The 15,684-nt window shown below is 60.9% G+C and carries 16 protein-coding genes; 5 read left to right on the top strand and 11 right to left on the bottom strand.

Features of this window, described 5'->3' with window-relative positions; genetic code table 11:
* Nucleotides 1-9 precede the first annotated feature (9 nt).
* The 9 genes from M2A_RS03250 to motA all read right to left on the bottom strand — a co-directional run bounded on the left by M2A_RS03250 (nt 10) and on the right by motA (nt 9,149).
* The gene (locus M2A_RS03250) at nt 10-495 is read right to left on the bottom strand and encodes a hypothetical protein (protein WP_045442840.1); all 486 of its coding nucleotides are present in this window, start codon (nt 493-495) and stop codon (nt 10-12) included.
* A 10-nt stretch (nt 496-505) separates the two neighbouring features.
* Nucleotides 506-2,098 (bottom strand): TRAP transporter large permease, encoded by a 1,593-nt coding sequence (locus tag M2A_RS03245; RefSeq protein WP_045442838.1) that lies wholly within the window; start codon nt 2,096-2,098, stop codon nt 506-508.
* 14 nt (nt 2,099-2,112) lie between these two features.
* Nucleotides 2,113-2,643, bottom strand: coding sequence for a TRAP transporter small permease subunit (locus M2A_RS03240; RefSeq protein ID WP_045442836.1), 531 nt, complete (start codon nt 2,641-2,643; stop codon nt 2,113-2,115).
* Nucleotides 2,644-2,655: 12 nt separating this feature from the next.
* Nucleotides 2,656-3,741, bottom strand: a complete 1,086-nt coding sequence (locus M2A_RS03235; RefSeq protein WP_045442834.1) for a TRAP transporter substrate-binding protein — start codon at nt 3,739-3,741, stop codon at nt 2,656-2,658.
* 134 nt (nt 3,742-3,875) lie between these two features.
* Nucleotides 3,876-4,607 (bottom strand): arginyltransferase, encoded by a 732-nt coding sequence (locus M2A_RS03230; protein WP_045442832.1) that lies wholly within the window; start codon nt 4,605-4,607, stop codon nt 3,876-3,878.
* 101 nt (nt 4,608-4,708) lie between these two features.
* On the bottom strand, nt 4,709-6,580 hold the full coding sequence (locus M2A_RS03225; protein WP_045442830.1) for an SLC13 family permease: 1,872 nt from the start codon (nt 6,578-6,580) through the stop codon (nt 4,709-4,711).
* Between the two features lie 90 nt (nt 6,581-6,670).
* Nucleotides 6,671-7,189: an RDD family protein gene (locus M2A_RS03220; protein WP_052379162.1), complete on the bottom strand. Its 519-nt coding sequence runs from the start codon at nt 7,187-7,189 to the stop codon at nt 6,671-6,673.
* Between the two features lie 73 nt (nt 7,190-7,262).
* Nucleotides 7,263-8,219, bottom strand: coding sequence for a flagellar motor protein MotB (locus M2A_RS03215; RefSeq protein ID WP_045442828.1), 957 nt, complete (start codon nt 8,217-8,219; stop codon nt 7,263-7,265).
* Nucleotides 8,220-8,285: 66 nt separating this feature from the next.
* Nucleotides 8,286-9,149: a flagellar motor stator protein MotA gene (gene motA / locus M2A_RS03210; protein WP_045442826.1), complete on the bottom strand. Its 864-nt coding sequence runs from the start codon at nt 9,147-9,149 to the stop codon at nt 8,286-8,288.
* 235 nt (nt 9,150-9,384) lie between these two features.
* On the opposite strand from motA, the gene M2A_RS03205 reads away from it, so the two are divergent.
* Complete coding sequence (locus tag M2A_RS03205; protein ID WP_045442824.1) at nt 9,385-9,864, top strand: flavin reductase family protein; 480 nt, start codon at nt 9,385-9,387, stop codon at nt 9,862-9,864.
* Here the strand turns inward: M2A_RS03205 and M2A_RS17705 are convergent.
* Complete coding sequence (locus tag M2A_RS17705; protein WP_081875351.1) at nt 9,788-10,405, bottom strand: MarR family winged helix-turn-helix transcriptional regulator; 618 nt, start codon at nt 10,403-10,405, stop codon at nt 9,788-9,790. The genes M2A_RS03205 and M2A_RS17705 overlap by 77 nt on opposite strands.
* Nucleotides 10,406-10,547: 142 nt before the next feature.
* On the opposite strand from M2A_RS17705, the gene M2A_RS03195 reads away from it, so the two are divergent.
* The 4 genes from M2A_RS03195 to M2A_RS03180 all read left to right on the top strand — a co-directional run bounded on the left by M2A_RS03195 (nt 10,548) and on the right by M2A_RS03180 (nt 13,096).
* On the top strand, nt 10,548-11,321 hold the full coding sequence (locus M2A_RS03195) for a MotA/TolQ/ExbB proton channel family protein (RefSeq protein ID WP_052379161.1): 774 nt from the start codon (nt 10,548-10,550) through the stop codon (nt 11,319-11,321).
* Between the two features lie 8 nt (nt 11,322-11,329).
* The gene (locus M2A_RS03190; RefSeq protein ID WP_045442820.1) at nt 11,330-11,758 is read left to right on the top strand and encodes an ExbD/TolR family protein; all 429 of its coding nucleotides are present in this window, start codon (nt 11,330-11,332) and stop codon (nt 11,756-11,758) included.
* On the top strand, nt 11,755-12,162 hold the full coding sequence (locus M2A_RS03185; protein ID WP_045442818.1) for an ExbD/TolR family protein: 408 nt from the start codon (nt 11,755-11,757) through the stop codon (nt 12,160-12,162). The genes M2A_RS03190 and M2A_RS03185 overlap by 4 nt, the downstream gene beginning before the upstream one ends.
* 61 nt (nt 12,163-12,223) lie before the next feature.
* The gene (locus M2A_RS03180; protein WP_045442816.1) at nt 12,224-13,096 is read left to right on the top strand and encodes a hypothetical protein; all 873 of its coding nucleotides are present in this window, start codon (nt 12,224-12,226) and stop codon (nt 13,094-13,096) included.
* Nucleotides 13,097-13,101: 5 nt separating this feature from the next.
* Here M2A_RS03180 and M2A_RS03175 read toward each other — a convergent pair whose 3' ends face one another.
* Nucleotides 13,102-15,549, bottom strand: a complete 2,448-nt coding sequence (locus M2A_RS03175) for a penicillin acylase family protein (protein WP_045442815.1) — start codon at nt 15,547-15,549, stop codon at nt 13,102-13,104.
* Nucleotides 15,550-15,684 lie beyond the last annotated feature (135 nt).

The raw sequence follows: 15,684 nt of genomic DNA, 5'->3' as shown, positions 1-15,684 counted from the left end.
AAGGCTGGATCAGGGAAGCAGCGGCGGCACGTCCTTGCGTATCTCCTCGCCCCAGAAACGCATTTGCAGCACATAGCTTTCGCCGGTTTTCAGACGGCGCGCATCGATCTCCAGCGTATAGCTCTGTTCGAGATAATGCTTGGGCTTGATGTACTGCTCCATATGCACATCCGGGCAGTTTTCCTCCGCCTCCGACTGCACGAAGGCCCGCTCCGGATCGAGCAATATCCAGCGGAATACATTGCACGGGTTCTCCGCTTCGTAGAGCACGCCTTCCTCATCGTGATTGTTGAGGCGCAGCGTCACGGTCAGCGGCACGATGCCGTCTTGCAGGCTGCCGGCTTCAAGCGTCGCGGTGAGCTTGTCTTCGGCTTCATAGAGCCCTGCAAATTGCAAAAAATAGCCGAGCGCCAAAACGGCGGCGATGGTGATGAGCGAGGTGCGCACCGCCGCGGGCAGGCCGCGGCCTGGTTTCAGCCAATCGGGCAAAGCCATGGCTCTTCTCCTAACCGAAAACGATCGTTGGCAGCCAGGTCGCAAGCTGCGGGTAAAGCGAAATGATGATCAAGGCGCCGATCTGGATCAAGACGAAGGGAATGACCCCCCGGTAAATCTGCGCCGTGCGCATGCTGTCGGGTGCCACCCCGCGCAAATAAAAGAGCGCGAAGCCGAAGGGCGGGGTGAGGAACGAGGTCTGCAGGTTGATCGCCATCATCACGCCGAGCCAGACGGGGTCGAAGCCCATGGCGAGCAGAATGGGCGCGACGATCGGCACCACGACGAAGGTGATCTCGATGAAATCGAGAAAGAAACCGAGAATGAACATCACGGCCATGACGGCGATGATGGGCGCCATGTCGCCGAAGAGCCGGCCCATCAGGCTTGCGTCATCGAAACTGAGGAAGGACTGAACGGTCTCGTCCCCGCCGAGCCCCCGGAAGACGAGCGAGAAGAGCGCCGCGCCGATCAGAATGACGAAGACCATGGAACTGATGCGCGCCGTCGATTGCATGACGCTGGGGAGCACATCGTTGCGGTAAAGCCGGATAAGACTGATGGTGATGCCCCAGGCCATGGCAGCGCAGAGAAGAAAGGCGAGGGTGATGGCCGCATATTCTCCGGTGCTGATTTCATTGCGCGCGACGCGTAGATCGACAAAGGCGGTAAGCAGCAACACACCGATCAGCGATAATGCGGCAATGACAACGGGCCGTGACGCCCCCTGCTGGCGGTACCCGGCCAGCAGCACCGCGCCGATGGCGCCGACGGCGGCAGCCTCGGTGGGCGTGGCGATCCCGGCAAGGATCGAGCCCAGCACCGCAATAATGAGGGCGACGGGCGCAAAGAGCGCGCGCAACGTCTTGAAGATCAGCGCGGCGGTATCTTCTTCCTCGCCTTCATGGGGCACGGCGGGTGAGGAGGCAGGGTCTATGAGCGCGCGGAAGGCCTGATAGGCGATGTAAAGGCCGACCAGCATGAGGCCCGGAATGAGGGCGCCCGCGAAAAGATCGCCGACGGACATGGTCTCGGGCGTGAAGATGCCCTGTTCGAGCTGGGCTTTCTGATAGGCGTTGGAAAGCACATCGCCGAGCAGCACGAGAACGATGGAAGGCGGAATGATCTGCCCGAGCGTTCCGGCAGCGGCGATGGAGCCAGCGGCAAGCGAGGGGTTGTAGCCCCGGCGCAGCATGGTGGGCAGCGAGAGGAGGCCCATGGTAACGACCGTCGCGCCGACAATGCCGGTGGAGGCGGCGAGCAGCGCGCCCACAATGGAAACGGAAATGCCGAGCCCGCCGCGCAAGGAGCCGAAGAGACGGCCCATATTCTCCAGGAGTTCTTCGGCGACTTTCGAACGTTCGAGCATCGTGCCCATGAAAACGAAAAGCGGCACGGCGATCAGCGTCTCGTTCGTCATCGTGCCGAAAATGCGCTGGGGCAAGGCGAAGATGTAGCCGGAATCGAAAATGCCCAGCCAGATGCCGATACCGGCAAACACCAGCGCCACGCCGCCCAGCGTGAAGGCGACGGGATAGCCCGTCAGCAGCACCCCGCAGGCAACGGCAAACATGATGAGATCGAGCGTGTCGGCGAGATTCATGAAGGGGACTGACCTTATAGTTTCGGCGCGGGCTCGCTGCGCGGCACTTCAAGGCCGCGCAGGGTGCGGACGGCGTGCAAAATGACGGACACGCCTTGCAGCGCAACGAGCACGGTGAAGGCCAGAATGACGGATTTGAGAAGAAAAACGGCGGGAATGCCACTCGTTTCCTGCGAGCCTTCGAAATAGGACCAGGAAAGCGCCACGTAAGGCCAGGCCGCGTCCCAGATCAGCCAGCAGACGGGCCAGAGAAAAAACACCGTGCCGAGCAAGTTTACTGTGGCTTTGTAACGCGGGCTTGCCTCGCGATAGAAAATATCCACCCGTACATGCTCGTCCATGAGCAGCGTATAACCGGCGGCCAGCATGAAAAGAAGGCCATGCAGATAGATAATCGATTCCTGCATCCACACGGAGCCGAGCCCGAAGACATAACGCATGATGACGACGATGAACTGCACCAGCACCATGGCAAGCGCCGCCCAGGAAACGAACCGGCCCAGCCGGTCGTTAAAGCCGTCGATGAGAGTGGCTAAACGCAGCACGCAAGTTTCCTATCAATCGAGAGCGACACCCTGGCGGGCTTCCACGAAGCCCTGATCGGCGATCTTCGTCCATTCGCGCGAGAGGGCGAGCGAGGCCTTGTAGCTTTCATAGATGCGTTTGGTCAGCTCATCCGTGTTGCCGGCTTCTTCCACGACCTCTGCGGAGAGGCGGCGGAACTCGGCCAGAATTTCCGGCGAGAAGCGGCTGAGCTTGACCTTGTGCTCGGTGATCAAGGTTTGCAGCGCCTTGGCGTTGTAATAGTTGAACTCGGCGAGCGTGTAATCGTTCTCCGCCGCGCAGGCCGCTTCCACGGCTGCTTTTTGAGACGGGGTAAGGCCGTTGAAGACATCGAGATTGAACCCGACGGCAAGGGCGGGCCCCGGCTCGTGGAAACCCGGCCAGTAATAATATTCGGCCACTTGATGGAAACCGAAGGCCATGTCGTTCCACGGCCCCACCCATTCGGTCGCCTCGATCGTGCCGTTTTGCAGCGCCTGATAAATCTCGTTGCCCGCCATGGTCACGGCGGCAGCGCCCAGCCGGCGCATTACTTCCCCGCCAAGGCCGGGCATGCGGATGCGCAGGCCTTTGAAGTCTTCCAGCGTCTTGATTTCCTTGCGGAACCAGCCGCCCATCTGCACGCCCGTATTGGAGGCCATGAAGGGCTTGATGTTGAACTGGGCCGAAAGCTCGTCCCACAGTTCCTGCCCGCCGCCATGATAGATCCAGGCGTTGATTTCATTCGCCGTCATGCCGAAGGGCACGGTGGTGAAGAAGTTGAAGGCGGGCGACTTGCCCTGCCAGTAATATTCGGCGCCGTGATAGATTTCCGCGCCGCCGCTCGACACTGTGTCGAAGGCCTGCAGCGGGGGCACGAGTTCGGTTGCCGCATAGACCTTGATGTCGATCTCGCCGTCCGTCATGGCCTTGATGCGGGCGGCCAGCCGCTCGGCGGAAACGCCCATGCCGGGGAAGTTTTTCGGCCAGGTCGTGACCATTTTCAGGCGTTTTACATTCGCGGCAATGGCCGGCGCAGGCAGCGTCGCGGCGGAAGCGGCCATAAGACCGGCGCCAGCAAGAAAGGAACGGCGTTTCATAGAGCAAGCTCTCCCCGAAGACTTGTTGTGTCGGCGCGCTTAAAATCCCCCGCAGCGCCGGTTTGCGGCCAGTATAGGCAGGGCGGCGCAAGGTGCAATGGCGCTGCAAGGGGCGGCAGAATAGAGGGAATGGTTTAGTCCATCAGCCGCCAGCCCTCGCGGGTCAGCGCCTCCAGCGGCTTGAAACGGGCCTTATAGGCCATTTTCGCCGATCCTTCGATCCAGTAGCCCAGATAGACGTAAGGCAGGCCCAGCTCCCGGGCGAGCGCTATGTGATCGAGAATGAGATAGGTCCCAAGGCTCCGGGCGCTCAGGTCCGGGTCGAAAAAGGAATAGACCATGGACAATCCGTCTTCGAGACGGTCGGTGAGCGCCGTTGCGATCAGCCGGTTATCGGCATCGGCCGCCCGGGGGCGGTACTCGATGATATTGGTGTCCACGGCGGTGTCCTCGACCATGGACACGAAATCGAGGGCCGTCATATCCGCCATGCCGCCTTGCTGATGGCGGGCATCCAAATAAGAGCGCAGCAGCGAAAATTGCTCTTCCGTCGCGCGGGCCGGTTTGCGCGTCCGCACGAGATTTTGATTGGCATTGAGGATGCGGCGCATGTTGCGCGATGGCGAGAACTCGTTCACACGGATGCGCACCGATATGCAGGCATCGCACCCGTCGCAAGCCGGGCGGTAGGCAATGCCCTGGCTGCGCCGGAACCCGGCCTGGGAGAGCATATTGTTCAGGCTACCCGCCTGTTCGCCGACCAGATGGGTAAAGACCTTTTTCTCGTACCGGCCTTTCAGATAAGGGCAGGGCGAGGGGGCCGTGATGTAGAACTGCGGAAACTGCGTCTGGTCATGCCGCGTCATACGCTGTGGTCCCTTTCTCGCCCGCTTTCGTGGCTTGCCCGCTTTTGTGGCCGGGACAGGCAGCATGGCCGCGCCCCGCGCCAAGGCCTCCCAGAGGTCTATTAAAGACCATAATACCAGGGCGCGAGCAAAGAGAAGGTTATCCAGAGCAGAAGAATCAGCGGCACGCCGGCGCGCATATAGTCGGAAAACTGGTAATGGCCGGGCCCCATGACCAAGAGGTTCGTCTGATAGCCCATGGGCGTGGCAAAGGAGCAATTGGCGGCGAAGATCACCATGTAAATGAAGATCATGGGATCGACGCCGAACTGGCTGGCGGCATTGGCGGCAATGGGCACGAAGAGCACGGCCGTTGCATTATTGGTCAGAATATTTGTCGCAATGGCAATGAAGAGGAAAAAGGCGGAAAGCGCGACCGCCGGTCCGGCATCGGCAAAGAGGCTAACCACGCCCTCGGCCAGATAGGCCGCGCCCCCCGTGACATCGAGCGCGATGCCCATGGCAAGCGCCGCCCCCACAAGCAGAAAAATCCGCCGGTCGATGGCGCGCGCAGCCTGGCGGATGTTCAAGACGTCGAAGGCGATCATGGCTGCCGCGCCCAGAACCGCCGCCACCTCGATGGGCACGATGCCGGAAACGGCGGCGAGCACGGTGCCTGCGAAAACATACCGGGCGCGCCGGGCCCGGCTCGGGTCGGGCAGTTCGGTCGCCGACCATTCCAGCGGGATAACGTCGCGGTTGAGCCTGAGCCCGCCGACATCGCTCGGTTTACCCAGCACCAGCAAGACATCGCCGTCTTCCAGGCGGATATCGCTCATGCGCGCGCGGATCATCCGGCTGCGGCGCTGAATGCCGAGCACGATGCAGGCGGTTTCATAGCGAAAGCCGATCTGTTCGATATTGCGTCCGATCATCCGCGAGCCGGGCGCCACGACGACTTCCACCATGGTCAGATCGCCGGTGGGGCGTTCCGGCGTTTCCTCGCCGCGCTCGCCGTCCCAGTTCTGGTTCTGGTGGTTTTCCTCCAGCATGTTTTCGAAAAGCCCGCTGCGCGATTTGAGCACTTCGGTCAGCGCCTGGCGGGTGGCGGCGATGATGACGGTATCGCCCGGCTGCAGCCGCACATCCTCGAAAGGCGGCAGGAAGGCATGTTCGCGCCGCTGGATCATGCGCACGGTCATGTCTTTGAGCGGGGGAAAAAGCCCGGCGACCGATTCCATGCCGACAAGGGGATGGTCGTAAGTGATCTGAATTTGCGCGATGAACTGCTTGCCGGTGCCCCCCGTCAGCTCGTCCGCAAGGCCTTCCCGGTCGGGCAGGATGCGCGGTACGACAAAGAGCACATAGACGAGGCCGACACCTGCCAGCATGACGCCGAGCCCGGTAAAATCGAAAAAACCGATTTCGCCGACGCCCGTGCGGCTGGCAATGCCGGCGGCCAGCAGGTTGGTGGACGAGCCGATCAGCGTTGTCATGCCGCCTAGAATGCAAACGAAGGAAAGCGGCATCATCAGCTTGCTTGGCCGGTGGCGCAGCCGCGCGGCAAGGGTGGCAAGTACGGGAATGAACATCACCGCGACGGGGGTGTTGTTCAAAAAGGCGCTGACAAAGGCGATCAGCAGCAACGTGGCTATGACGACAAGCTGCGGGCGGCTGCCTGCGGCGGAGGCGATGATGCGGGTGGGTTTGTCGAGCGCGCCGGAATGGAAAAGCCCCTGGCCGACCACAAGCAATGCCAGAACCGAAATGAGGGCGGGCGCGGCAAAACCGGACAGCAATACGGAACTGTCGAGCAGGTTTTCGCCTTGCGCGTTTTCGAAGGGAAACAGATGAAAGAAAATCATCAGGAAGCCGACGGCGAACAGCGACGTCAGCTCCAGGGAAAAACGGCTCATAGAGTAGAAGACGACCGCGGTGCCGATGGCAGCGAACGTCACCCACATCTGCCAGCTATCTGGAAGTAGAGTTTCCATAGGCCTCATTTTTCAGCGGCGCGCAATTTGCCCGCTGATCCGGGGCGAGTCTAGTGGAAATGGGACGGCGGCGCGAGACGCGAGGGGCGGTTATATCAGTTCGCGGTTGCGCACATAGACCATGCCTGACAGATAATCATGCAGGCAGCGCCGGCGGCGGTTGAAGAGCGCCACGAGAAGAATGAGCGGCGTGAGGATGCTCACGGTCAGGTAAAAAAGCACGGTCTGAACGAAGGCTTGCACGAGGCCGGGCGCGCGCCGGTCCCAGGTTTCCGCATGAATGCCCTGAAAGCGCATGCCGGGTGTGGCCGAATGCTCGCCGCCCAGGGTCAGCGTGAAATAGCCGAAAAAGACAACGGGCGTGACGAGTTGCAATGCAAGCCATGCAAGGCCGAATGTCAAAAAGCCAAGCACGCCCAAAAGCAGCCAGGCCGACACGATCAGTACCGTCAGAATGAGGAAGTCCGCTATTACAGCCAAAAAGCGTGAAACGAGAATGCCGCGGAATTCGCTATCGTCGAACGGGTCGGCCAGACCGTCATTCTGGCCGTCATTGGCGCGGGAGGCGGAATGAGGGGAGGGATAAGTTTCGTCGCCGCTCGCGCTCATTCGGGTCTCCTTTTCCGGTCTGCTTCAAAAATAAGTAGGAAGACTGGCGCCCGATAGCAAGTGGCCTTGAAGATCAGCCGCGTCCGTTGCCGAAATCGGGCGGCACGACAGGCGCCTCGCGCTTGAGGAGAATGGAAATGCGCCGGTTGGCGGGCAAGCTCGGGTCCTCGGGGAAGAGCGGCAGCGTATCGGCCTTGCCGGTCACTTCGTAGATGCGGTCGTCCGGCACGCCGGCCCCTTGCAGGATGCGGCGCGTGGCATTGGCCCGGTCGGCTGTCAGATCCCATTTCTGGCTGTCCGAGCCGCCATAGCTCGCCGCAGAATCGGTGTGGCCGGAAATGGCGATGCGGTTCGGCAATTTCTGAACGATCTTGGCAACTTCTTCCAAGAGGCGCCGGGTGCGCTCATAAGGTTCCTCGATCCCGGCGGGGAACATCGAGCGGCCTTCCTGATCGACGAGCTGGATTTGCAGGCCTTCGGGTGTTTCTTCCACCAATATGTTCTTGGAAAGCTCGGCGAGATCCGGCATGTCGCGCAGCGCCTGGCGGATGCTTTCGGCGGCGGAGCGGAAATCGTCTTTCTCGCGCGAGGTCGCGGCGGCCAGCTGGCGCTGCTCGTCGAAGACCTGGGTCGTGCCTTCCTGGCCCTGCTTGTCCTGAACGGTACTCACCGTCTCGGCGGACTCGGCGCGGTCCTTTTCATCCTTATACGAATTTTTCGGTTTGGGCGGAGCGGAAATGTTCATCACCACTTGCGGGGTGGTGCCGGCCATGCGCGAGCCTTCGATGTCGAAGGCGGTGCCGCCCATGACGCCGCCCGAGCCGCTGGTCGAGCGACTGACATTTGCCGGTGCGAAATAGTCGGCCAGTCCTTGCTTTTGCTCCGGCGTCGTCATGGAGATCAGCCAGAGCAGAAGGAAGAATGCCATCATCGCGGTCACGAAGTCGGCATAGGCGATTTTCCACGCGCCGCCATGGTGCGGGTGCTTGCCCTTCTTGATCTTCTTGATGATGGGTTGCGCTTCGTTCACCGTCTGGGTCGCCCGTTCCGTACTGTTTCAGGTCTGTGCCTTGTGTGCCGGAGCGCAAGGGTCGTGTTAAGCGGCCTGCGCACTGTTCTGTGTGGATTCTTCGACTTCCGCAAAGGTCGGGCGCACATCGCTCATCAGGGCTTTACGCGCAAATTCCACCGACACCGCCGGCGCATAGCCTTGCAAATGCGCCAGAATGCCGGCCTTCATGGAGAGGTAGAATTTGTTTTCCGATTCAAAGGCATTCTTCAGCGCCATGGCCATGGGCGCGAAGAAGCCGTAGGCGCAGAACACGCCGAAGAACGTGCCCACAAGCGCCGCGCCGATGAGGTGGCCGAGAATTTCCGGCGGCTGGTCGATCGAGCCCATCGTGTGAATAACGCCGAGCACCGCGGCCACGATACCGAGGGCAGGCGTGCCGTCTGCAAGCGACTGAATGGCGGCGACCATCTGCTCGTCTTCCTGGTTGAGGGTTTCCAGTTCCTCATCCATCAGCGCTTCGACTTCGTGGGAGTTTTCCGTGCCCAGCGTAACAAGGCGCAAATAATCGCACATGAATTCTAGCGCGCGCGGATCCGATGCAATGGCCGGGAACCTGTTGAAGATGTCCGATTCCGAAGGGTTCTCCACATGCGCTTCCAGCGCCAGGCTGCCTTTGGCTTTGGCCAATTTGAAGAGCGTGTATTGCAGGCCGAGCAATTCCAGATAGGAGTCTTTTTTGTACTGGGGCCCCTTGAGCATGATCTTGAATGTCCGGCCCAGGCCCTTGAGCACGGAAGGCGGGTTGCCGATGACGAAGGCGCCGATGGCCGCGCCCAGAATGATCACGAATTCGTAAGGCTGCCAGAGTACCCCCAAATGGCCGCCGACGCCCCAATAACCGCCGAAAACAGCGACGACGACGATGACAATGCCGATGATAAACTTCATGACCCCGACGGTCCCCCTGTCTCACGGCGGATGTCCCGCGGGTGCTCCGCAGGTAGTCCGATTTGGCACATTGTCCGCGAAATCGGGTTAATACCGAGTTTAGGTAAATTGCCCGGATGAGGCCGCCGGCACGCAAAAGGCCCGGCATGATTGAGGCATTGCACCGGCCTGCAAACCTTCCTAAAACCGGTCTAATTAAGAATTGATCACAAATCAGCCGTTGGGAGCAGCGTTAATGACCCACGATCCGCGGGCCCTCCGCAACGCCTTGGGGTGGTTCGCCACCGGCGTTGCCATTGTGACGACGAAAGTACCGGGGAAAACCCCTATTGGAATTACGGTCAATTCCTTTTCCTCGGTTTCACTGGACCCGCCGCTGGTTCTTTGGTGCCTCGACAAAGGCTCGGACACGCTTTCCATTTTCGAGACGTGCGATGCCTTCACCGTGAACATTCTCAGCGAGGATCAAAAACACATTTCCAACGAACTGGCCAAGAGCGGCGATCACTCGCTTGAGGCGGTTGCCACGCGGGAAGGGGAGAATGGCTGTCCGCGCATCGAGGCGGCGCTGGCGGTGTTCGAATGCGATATTTATGCAAGGCATGATGCGGGCGACCACATCATCCTGATTGGCCGGGTTAAGGCGTTTTCTTCCGAACAGGAGGGGCGCCCGCTGGTTTATCACCGGGGCGGCTATCAGGCGCTGGGGACGTAATCGGCTTTACCTTGTCAGGGGCCCGCGCCAGGCCCTGCAGGTTGAGATAGATCTTCTCCATGGCCTGCAGCAACATCCGGTATTCCTCGGTTGGCAGGCCCTTGATGGCATGGGCGTGGATTTCGGCGAAGACCCGTTCGCCTTCCGGGCGGAAACGGTGCAGATATTCGGTCAGATGGATGCAATAGGCGCGCCCGTCCTTGGGGTGGCGGCGGCGTTCCACCAGACCCATTTCCACCAGATCGTTGATGTAGAGCCCGACGGACACTTTGTGGATGTGCATAGCCGTAGCGAGTTCCGTCTGGGTCTGGCCGTCCTTGAGCAGCAATTGGCGGATCAGGCGCTGGTGGCCGCGTGGCAGCGGGTTGGCGCTGTCATAGGCCTGTTCCAGCGAGGTGCCTATACCTTCCAGCAATTGCAGAAAATAGCCCGGCCCCAGCTCCGTCTCGCCTGCGGGCGGCTTCGGAATCTCGTCCGGCCCGGCCGCGGCTCGCCCCGCGGCGCTGACTTTATTTTTATCGGCTGGCAGGTTCTGGGGCATGAGTTTCGCGCCGCGATTGCTGTTATTCTGTAATAGTCAGGTATGACCGTTGACCTGCCGATCATTCCATGATTTCGTAAATTTAATTTACTAAGTGGGTTCTACCACCGCATAATGCGAAGAACAAGCATAGGGGGAAAGTGTGGACGACGTCACGAGTTCGGGCGCCGAAGCGAGCGCTGAAAACGCTGAAGAAGCTGTAAATGCGGCCGAAGGCGCCGTCGAGGGGGCGGCAGAGGCCGCGGAAGGCGCGGCGCAGGCGGCGGGCGATGCCGCCGCATCCATTCCCGCCGATGGGGGTGGGCTGCTCGATCTGGTGCCGCTGGTCGATAAGGGCGGCCCCATCGTCGTTATCCTGATCATTCTTTCGGTTTTCTCCCTGGCGGTCATTCTGCTCAAGGTGGTGCAGTTTTGGCGTGCAGGCCTGTCGCGCAAAGCGTTCTTGGAACCGGCGCTGGACAAAGCCTCGGCCGGCAAGCTCGATGAGGCGGCAGACATTTTGCGCAAGCACCGCTCGCCCATCGCCCGCGTGCTTCTGGCCGGTGTCGAGGCGAAGCGCAATGGCATGCAGCCTGCCGAAGAGATGGCCCGTGTCGGCGGCAATGAGCTGGGCGCCCTGCAAGGCTATTTCCGCTGGCTGGAAGTGATCGGCAATATTTCGCCCTTGCTCGGCTTGCTCGGCACGGTGATCGGCATGATCGAGGCGTTCCAGCAGCTTGAAGCGGCGGGCAACCGGGTCGATCCGGCGATTCTTTCCGGCGGCATCTGGGAAGCGCTGCTGACGACCGCCGTGGGTCTGGCCGTTGCTATTCCCGCCATCGGGGCGCTCAATCTTTTCGAGAACCGGGTGGACCAGGTGCGTTTGCGTCTGCGTGACGCGACGGGCCGCATGCTCGCCATTTTGAAACTCGTCTGAGGCCAGCCATGCAACATGGAAGCGGCGACGATCTTTTCGGGCACTACGAGGTCAAGCGGCGCATCGTCTCTTTGACGCCGCTGATCGACGTGGTGTTTTTGCTGCTGATCTTCTTCATGCTGGCAAGCACCTTTCTGCAAACGCAGACGTTGAGCGTCATCACCCCGCCCAAGGCGGCAAGCGAGACCGACAGCGACTGGACGGTGGTGGAGGTGCGCGTTGCCCCCGGCGGTACGTTCCGTGTCGATGGGGAAGCCGCGCCGGTCGAAGAGCTCTCGGCGGCCATCAAGGCGGCGCTCGGCGGGGACAAGGAGGCGGTGGTCTCCATCCTGGCGGAGAAGGATGTGCAGGTGCAGCCGCTCATCAGTGCGGTGGAGGCGGCCCGTCAGGCGGGCGCGCGCACCGTGGCCACGACACGCGTGGGGGGCGGGCAATGATCGAGTTCGAGGAAAACCCGCCCCGCCGCCAGATCGAAAGCGTGGTGCCGCTCATAAATGTAGTGTTTCTGCTGCTGATCTTCTTTCTTCTCACCGGCACGCTGAAGAAGACCGACACGGTGGATGTCGAGCTTCCCACCGGCCAGGTGGACGACAAGAAGCAGGAAGAAGAACTCATCCTTTATGTGGAAGCGGACGGCTTCGTGCATTTTCAGGACCTGACCATGGACGCGCAAATGGCGCCCTACATGCTGCGCAACCGCTTCTCCAAGCTCGCGGTGGAGGCCGTGACGGTGAAGGCGGATCAGGCGGCGGATGCCCATGATCTCATTCAGCTCATGGAGGGCCTGCGCAATATCGGCGTGAAGGAGGTCATGCTGATCACGCAGCAAGCAAAGGAATAAAAGAAACGCGCCGCCCGGGCCGGGTGCCGGGCGCGGGCGGGGGTGTAACGGGAGGAGTAACATGAGTTTGGCCGAACAATCGCCATCCTCACCGCCGAATATAAAGCGGTTTCTTATCGGCTCCGCGCTGGTGCATGTGCTGGCCTTTATCCTCTTCATGCTGGCGGGCGGTATTTTCGGCGCGCCGGGGCCGGGCGGCGGCGACAAGCTGTTCTTTCAGCTTGCGGCCGGGCCGGGCCAGGACGTGGATGCGGCGGCGGATATTGACGGGGCGCAGCAGGACCCGGTCTTTGCCGATGCCGATGTGGACCCGGCGCCGAAGCCTGCCGAAAAACCCGAAGTCGTGGAAAAACCGAAGCCCAAGCCCGACGTCATTCCGCTGCGCAAGACCGAACGCCCCCAGACGGCGGAAAAGACGACGCCCGTTGAGGGCGAGGCCAAACAGGCCGTTGCCGGACGCTCCGAGGGTACAAGCGGAGACGATACGCAAGGCAGCAGCGGCGAGGCCGAGCAGACGATCCTCAATCAAAAGGGGACGAAAATGACCGGCATCCAGATCGCCGCGCAGTCGAGCGGACATACGTTCAATCTGGAAATGGGCCGACTCGATATTCCCGGCGGCAACCGCCTCACCAACACGATCATCAAGCTGAAGCCGGACGGCACCTCGGAAGTGGAACTCGTCTATTACCACTACAAGACTTTCCACCAGCAGCGCTCTTCGACGCGCAGCCTCGACGGGGAAGGGCGCTGGTGGATCGAAGGCGACATGTGGTGCCATCAATCGCCCGTCATCTCCTACAACACCAAAGACTGCTATCACATGACGCAGGACGAGGCGGGTACGGTGCGGCTTTACTACGACAAATGCACCATCGATTCCTCGCCCAATTGCAAGACGGGCCGGATCGCGGCGGAAGGCCGGATCGAATAGGCGTCTTATCCGTCTGCCGGGCGCAGGGTGAGCGTGCCAAGCGCGCCTTTGCGATAAACGTCCTTGCGCGTTGAAATGGTGATGGTTCGACCCGCCGCCCAATCTTCCAGAAGATTGCCGTAAAAGGGCGAATAAGGATCGCCCGACTGGCCGGTCGAGATCATGTAAAGCGAGCTGTCGAGATCGGCAAAATCATAGACGGCGCGGAAACCTGCCGCATGGATATTGGCGAAGGGCCGCGCGCCGCTGCCTCGATATTGCCCGCGGTTCAGCGTATGTATGCCGCCCGCCGATGGCGTTTCAAGGCTCAGCCAGTTTTTCAGGAAGGGCAAGCTGCCGCCCGGAATGTGGTTGTTGATCACGGGATGCGCCGCGCCCCAGGTCCAATCTTGAGGGTCTTCGCCATATGTCTCGCGCAGCCCCGCCATTGCCGCCTCAAAGGCCTTGCCGGTTTGGGCGGCGCAGCTTTCCGTTTCTTCCGTTTGCGTGTCATCGCACCAATGGGTATTGGGGCGTGTGCCTTCGAAGATGCTCAAGAGAAAATCCGAACGCGGGCTTTTGTAACTGTCAAAAGAGGCACCAAGCTCATCCGCCCAGAGTGTTTTCGGCAGCTCGTGCAGAAAGGCGGCATAGATGAGCGGGGCGGCTTTTTCCGCATCGAGGGAATGGTTCCAGGCGGCAAGCAGTTTGCCTTCCGCCGTTTCTTTTTGCGCCTCAGGCAAATGTTCCAGAAGAAGCGGCAGCACGCGGGCGGCAAAAAGCGAGAGATTATCCATCTGCATGTCGGCGAAATCCTGCGCGCTGAAATCGTCTCCCGCTTCCAGGAGTTCATAAATGCGAATGGCGCGGTAAGGCGCGTTCCAGTCGAGCGCGAGCTGATAGGGATAATTGTCGTCCACGATCTTGTGATTGGCGCTCGCGATGATGCCGCTTGCCGGATTGTAAAGCTGCGGCAGCGCGTCGAAGGGAATGATGCCCGTCCAGTCATTGTCGCGCAGCCAGCCTTCGGCGGGCATCAGCCCTTTCGTGCGGTGCGCCGGCCCGCGTAGCGGAATATGCGCCGGCGCGATGAAGCCGATATTCCCGTCAATATCGCCATAGACGATGGACTGCATGGGGCTGACATAGTCATCGCGCAGCGCCTCCAGGAAGCCGGTGAAATTTTCCGCCCGGCTCATCTTGTATCCTGCCGCGACCGTCAGATCGCCGGGCTCAAGCGCCGGCCAGGAAAGCGCGAGGACGTGACCTTCTTCGAGCGAGGGCGCGCCTGCCACGGTTTCCTCCGGCAGTACCGGGCCGTGCCGCGTCGCCCTGACGCTCAAGACTTCATCCGAGCCGAAGCGTACCTTGATGTGTTCCTCGCGCACCTTAAAGGCGGTAAAGCCATCGGGCGTTTCATATTCATCCGGGTTATCGGGATTGAGCCGCTCGATATAAAGGTCCTGGCTGTCGGGCCGCGTATTCGTAAGGCCCCAGGCGATGCGGTCGTTCCGGCCGAGCAGCACGCTTGGAATGCCGGGGATCGTCGCGCCCACAAGATTGCGGGTCTCACCCTCCACCGGGTTTTGCAGATGCACGAGATACCAGAGCGAGGGGGCGAGCATGCCAAGATGGGGATCATTGGCGAGCAGCGGCTTGCCGCTTTTCGTGTGCTCTCCGTTTACCACCCAATTATTGGAGGCGCCGATGGGGCCGAGATCGGGCCAGGCGCGCGCGGTCTTGGTCAGCGGCGCTTTTTGGAAAAGCTTGCCGAGTTCGCCGACGAGAAAAGGGGCGAGTTCTTCTTCGACGCCGAAAAATTCCTGAAAGCTTGTCGGCGGCAAATCGCGGGCGAGCCGCGCGCGGGCAATTTCATCGAAGGCATTGGCCGAAAGGCCGAGCTCCAGCATTTTCACCATGACGAGCGAGTGGCGCGGTTCCCAGGGTTCGGGCTCATGAAAGAGCAGCTGGAATTCGAGCGGCAGCGGTTTGTCCCGCCCGCTCATGGAGGCGTTCACGCCCGCGGCATAGGCATCGAGGAGTTCCTTCATCCTGCCGGGCAGGGCGGCGTAGGTATCGTCCGCCAGATGGGCAAAGCCGAGGGTGCGGAAAAACCGGTCGATGGAAAGGGCGGGCGGGCCGAAGACTTCCGCAAGCCGTCCGGTGCCCACCCGGCGCAGCAGCTCCATCTGCCAGAGCCGGTCCTGGCCGTGGGCATAACCCAGGGCAAAGAGCGCATCTTTTTCGCTTTGCGCTTCGATATGCGGGACGGCGTTTTTATCCCGCAGGATTGTGACGGGCGCACTCAATGTCACGCCGCTGCCAAGGGGAGATGCTATTTCTTTTTCACCTTGAATTTGCGGGGCGGCATGGCGGGCGGCGGAAAACCGGTCGAGCAGGAGAAGGGCGATGAGGGCAAACGCGCCCGCAAACACGATGCCGGTCCATTTGGCCGCTTTCTTCACGCGTTTCATGTTTCCTCTCCCCCCAAGGCTGGCTCAAACGGCTCGCTCACGAGATTGGCTCACAGGGCCGGTTTTGGTTTTTGCCCGCTCCCTCTATACCATGGCCGCAAAAGGCGGGGATAAGTCCCACGGCAAAATGGGACG

The sequence above is a fragment of the Tepidicaulis marinus genome (assembly GCF_000739695.1).
GTDB lineage: Bacteria > Pseudomonadota > Alphaproteobacteria > Parvibaculales > Parvibaculaceae > Tepidicaulis > Tepidicaulis marinus.
This window is presented reverse-complemented; position numbering and strand designations above follow the sequence as displayed.